Source organism: Candidatus Eisenbacteria bacterium, assembly GCA_035712145.1.
GTDB lineage: Bacteria > Eisenbacteria > RBG-16-71-46 > RBG-16-71-46 > RBG-16-71-46 > DASTBI01.
On sequence record DASTBI010000270.1, the window covers coordinates 1 to 4883 of the forward strand.

Genomic DNA, 4883 nt, shown 5'->3' on the forward strand with positions numbered 1-4883 from the left:
TGCGCGGCGCCGGCCTGGACCGTGAGTCCGGGGCCGGAGCTCTGGACGCCGCGCGGCACGCCCTGGCACGCGGTGGGCTCGGTCCAGATCGAGTAATTGCCCGAAGCCAGAGCGGGCCCGGTGCTCATGGTCGCCCCGGCGCGCACGGTGTACTCGGTCTTCTCGAAGGCTCCGGGGGAGATGTGAATGACCACGGGAGTCTTCAGCTCGGAGCGCCAGCTGATCGACTGTCCAGCCTCGATGCTCGACCAGTGGGGCTCGAACTCCACACAGCCCTTGGGCGTCAGTCGCACCCGGGTGGTCACGCGGGCGGGCTCCGTCTCGGTGGTCTTGGATGGTTTGGCGGTCTCGGACTGCTGGCTCTCGCTCGCGACCGTGGCCGTGACCACCTTGGTTCCACCGGTCTGCTGGCTGGCCGCGGATGACTCCTCGGCCTTCTGCGAGCCGCAGCCCAGGCAGGTGAGGGAGAGAAGGAGCATCCAAACGTGGGGGACTTTCATCGCTACCTCCATGGCAGATTCGACTCCTACCGCGCGATTGCGACCTTGCCGATCGCTTCGCCCGCCGCGGTGCGAAGACGCAGGAAGTAGAGGCCATTGTGGAGGGCGCCCGGATCGTACCCGATCTCGTTGAGACCTGAAGGCCTTTGCTCGCCTCTGGCCAGGCGGGCGACCACGCGGCCGGTCGCGTCGACCACATCGAGCGTCACCGGCCCCGACTCGGCGAGAATGAAGCGCACCAGTCCCTGCGCGCGCATGGGATTGGGCGAGGCCGCGAGCGCGATGCTTGGCGCAGCCGGGGGCGGAGGTGTGGGCGTCACGTCGGCTGGGGTGCCGGTCCAGCCCAGGTCCGTGAAGAACCAGCGGGTGAGGTCCACGCCGGCCGACACCGAGCCCATCAGGCTCGGCTCCATCAGGAGATCCGGATCGGGACTGACGTCCCAGTGGGAGACCGACGATCCGCTCGAATACGTCGTCGGCGAGTACATCAGGACCTGGTTGCTGCCGTCGGCGCCCTGGTTCAGCGTGGGATCGCGACGCAGCGTCACGTTCAGGCCGCTGGCCAGCGCAGACTTCAGCAGGTTCCCGTCGTCCTGCGTCACCCGCACCGAAGGAATCGTGATCGTGGCATCGGTGCCGCCCATCGCCTGGGGCGGACAGCCCGGCAGGCTGTCGCACACGATCACCGCGATCGCGCCCGCGTTCTGCGCGTGCTTGACCTTGATCGTGAAACCGCAGGTGCCGCGATCCACCAGCGCGATCTTGCCGCTCAGCGCCGAGCCGTTGATCGCGGGCTCGCAGCCGTTGCTCGTCGATCCGAATCCGTCGTTGACCTGCACCACACTGGCGGTGACGCCGGTCGACGTCAGCGCCGGACCGAAGACGGCCTGGCCGACGTCGTAGACCCCGGCGATCGACGCGGGGGCATTCACGCGCAGCGCCGGCTTGTCGCTGAGGATGGCGGGCGCCTCGCGCATCACGTTGGCGCCGTTCCACACCAGCCGTCGGCACCCGACCGCCGACGCTGCGCGCTCGGTCGCGGTCATCTGGTCCCAATGCCTTCCCACGACCGTGTCGTAGAGATAGTGGTCGAGCGCGCTCGGGTAACCGAGCGCGAAGCTGCCGTTCGAGCCGTCCGTGGCGGTGATGAATCCAAGGCCGTGCGCCATTTCGTGGAGCACGACCGGCAGCAGCTCGATCTTGCTTCCTTCGGCGCCGTCCACGCCGTAGTACCAGCCGTTCGGCATGCAGCTCGCACCACCCAGGCCGGAGTTGAACGTGGCATCGATGTCGTCATTGGTCGATTGATCGCTGCCCGCCAGCCGGTTGGCGAGCGCCGCCGGGTACCAGTGACCCGCCAGCGGCGCGCCCGCAAAGTCGCGCCACATCGCGGTCGGACCGGCCTGTCCGAGCACCGCGGCGTTGGTGGTGCAGAAGAGAGGATCGAAGCGTGCCTTCACCCGGATCGTGACCGGGCTGCTCAAGAGATTGCCCCAGATCGAAGCGGCATACTGGAAGACGTATAGGCGCTGGGCCCCGATCGTGGCGCCGGGATTGCCGCCGACCGGCGCCGCCGGCGTGGCGTCGTTGAACCCTTCGCCCGGCCCATCGTCGTTGACGATGATGACGGTGACGGCGTGCGCGGGGCTCGTGAGCAGGAGTGCTGCGGCGAGAATCGCGGCCGTTGTCGTCCTCGGCATGCGCTAGCGGTCCTCGAGGGTGGGAGCGGGCACGCCGAGCGCCGCGCTGTCACTGGATGCGGTGAAGCACTGCGTCGTGGGATTGCCGTCAGCGCCGACTCGAGCGATCGAGTAGGACTGGAGCTTGCCGTTCAGCATCAGTCCGACCGAGCCATCCGGTCTGCGGATCTCGGTGAAGCCTTCCGGCGTGTTGCGCATGACCTCTGCGCGGCGCTGGCCGATGGCCTTCATCTGCTCCGGCGAAGGCAGGCCCAGCTCTCCGGTCTCGGGATCGCGCGCCACCACCATGCCGGCGATCTGATTGGAGGTCTCGGCCGTCATCCGCGAAGCTGACGATGTCCTGACGCTACGGGCCTTACTTCTAATTGGGCGCTGCACGTGATGGGTCCGCAGGTCGATCTTGCGCGGCTCTTCGGCGCGCGGCCGAGGTGCGTTGGGGCCGAGGGCCCAGTACGCCGCTGCCGCGATCATGCAAATCGGGAGCAACAGCTTGCTGATTGCGTTTCCGAGCATGGCGAGCCTGTTGAGTTGAAAGGAGCCTGCGCACGGCCTTCCGATGTCCGCGTCGGTCGAGCACTCCCCGTGCCACTGCAGGTTCACGCCAAGCGTTCGATGGTCGCTCGAAATGCAAGTGTGGTGGGAGGATCGAGCGACTTGCGATGCGGACCTAGAACCGCTGGCCGAAGCTGAAGTCGAAGCGGAACTCGCCCTGGTCGTCGATTCCCCAGTCGAGGTTCAGCGGTCCGAACGGGACCGCAGCCTCGAAGCCGGCGCCGGCCGCGACGTGGACCTGACCGTCGAGATCCGGGCGCGAAACGGTTCCGTTGATGAACGCGGCCTGGCCGTAGGCGAACAGGCGCGCGTACGAGGCCAGGTTGCGGATGACGCGCAGCTCGCCGGCCACACGGTCGTGGCCCAGCCACTCACGCCGGCGCAGTCCCACGAACGATTCGGGGCCGCCCACGGCCTGAAGCTCGTCCGCCGGCGTGCGACTCGTCGACGTGCCGGCGCGCGCCGCCGTGCGGAAGGTGTATTGCCCCTTGCGCACGTCGTAGGTCATGCGTGCGACGATGGCCGCGTACGATTCGTGACCGGTGAGGAATACCGCCTGGATGCCCTCGCCGAATGCGCTTCCCGACTGGAGTCGCACGGATCCCACCAATCCGTACAGATCTTGCGCTTCGGTTCCGGCGAAGCCGTAGCCGGCGCCGACCTGCAACAGGTAGCTCTTCGTCAGCCTCTTCTGGCCGCCTACCATGGCCTCCACGCGGTCGACGCGCTCCTTCTCGATGCGGCGGTCCTCGTCGAACAGGCGCACGTCGGTCTGGCGCCACCCGCCGCGCAGGAACCAGCCGTTGCTCCCCCGCGCGAGCGAATGCGGCTCGAGCGCAAAGAACAGGTTCCTCCGGAGCGGATCGATGGTGAATCCGCCGGAGATCTTGTCGGGAAGGCGGTTCCTCACAGGACGGAGGACGAGCGTGGTGTTGAGGCGCCCCTGATAATCGTTGTCGTACGCGAACGCGAGCAAGACCTCGCTCTTCGGGCGAGAGACGACATCCATGGTGATCGTCGTGGAGTCTCCGGCGACCCGGAAAGAAGGCCATGCGCTCACGAACATGTCGCCCCGGTACACGCTCGTGAACGCCGGCCGCAAGGCCTCGGGCTCGAACTCCGTCGACGGCGCCTCGCCGAACAGGCGTCGCGCCAGTCCGGCCCGAGGAGACTCGGTCGAATCACGGTCGCGCCAGACGACATCCGGATGAGCGGGAGGGAGCACGGCATCGACGCTGTCGCTTGCCGCCGAGTCCGGCGGGGCGTTCAGGAGCTGGGCGAACTCGTGGATGCGCTCACGCGCCTCGCGATAGGCCAGCTCCACGATGCTGTCACACGACGCGAAGTCCATCGGCCCGTGACCCTTCAGCTCCAGATCCACGAGCCGGTCCTCGGACGACAGGGTGTCCTGCTGGCTGCGCTTGTTGAGGCGATCGAAGATGGAGAACGACACGTCGAGCAGCGAGCTTCGCTCGGTGAGGTCGACCGGCGGCAGCGCCACGTCGATCGCGAGAATGCGCTTGGGCGCGAAGGTGCGCGCGGTGCTGACCGGCAAGTTGCTCGCGAGCCCCCCGTCGACCAGCAGCGTGTTGCCGTCCGGCACCGCGGGAAAGAGCGGCGGGATGCAGATCGACGCCCGCACCGCGCGTGCCACGCTGCCGCTGCGAAACACGATGGGGTTCGTGGTCTCGGCGTCGGTGGCGATGCAACGGAACGGGATGGGCAGACGATCGAAGTCGCCCTGCGCGAGGGCTTCCGAGGGAAGGAAGAACTCGGCCAGCGCGAAGTTGAGATAGGAGTCGTCGACGACGCCCGAGGGGACGTGGAGCGCGAGCCCTTCGCCGATGAGCGTCACCCAGGGCTGCGGCACCACGGTGTCACGCCACTCGAAGGTCTCTTTCCCCCGTCCGAAGATCTGGTCCCAGTCCGTCTGGCGCATGATGTCGTGGATCGCGGCGCTCGAATAGCCGGTGGCGTAGAGCGCACCCACCAGCGCTCCCATGCTGGTGCCGCAGACCAGTCCGGGTCTGAGGCCTTCCTCCTCGAGCGCCCGAATGACGCCGATGTGCGCGATCCCGCGCGCCGCTCCGCCCGACAGCACGAGCGCCCATTCGGGTTGGAGCGACGCCAC

4 protein-coding genes are annotated in these 4883 nt (G+C 67.8%); all 4 read right to left on the reverse strand.

The features are described 5' to 3' along the window. On the reverse strand, positions 1–500 hold a 500-nt coding region (locus tag VFQ05_19020; protein HET9328863.1), incomplete at its 3' end, for a hypothetical protein. Between the two features lie 26 nt (positions 501–526). Further along, positions 527–2200, reverse strand: a complete 1674-nt coding sequence (locus tag VFQ05_19025) for a PA domain-containing protein (GenBank protein HET9328864.1) — start codon at positions 2198–2200, stop codon at positions 527–529. Positions 2201–2203: 3 nt separating this feature from the next. Continuing rightward, complete coding sequence (locus VFQ05_19030; protein HET9328865.1) at positions 2204–2521, reverse strand: hypothetical protein; 318 nt, start codon at positions 2519–2521, stop codon at positions 2204–2206. Between the two features lie 346 nt (positions 2522–2867). Next, the coding region (locus VFQ05_19035) for a patatin-like phospholipase family protein (protein ID HET9328866.1) at positions 2868–4883 on the reverse strand (2016 nt) is incomplete at its 5' end.

Excerpts from the sequence above, each read along its gene's own strand:
- VFQ05_19025 (HET9328864.1), bottom strand. The coding sequence starts at position 2,200 with ATGCCGAGGACGACAACGGCCGCGATTCTCGCCGCAGCACTCCTGCTC.
- VFQ05_19030 (HET9328865.1), bottom strand. The coding sequence starts at position 2,521 with ATGACGGCCGAGACCTCCAATCAGATCGCCGGCATGGTGGTGGCGCGC.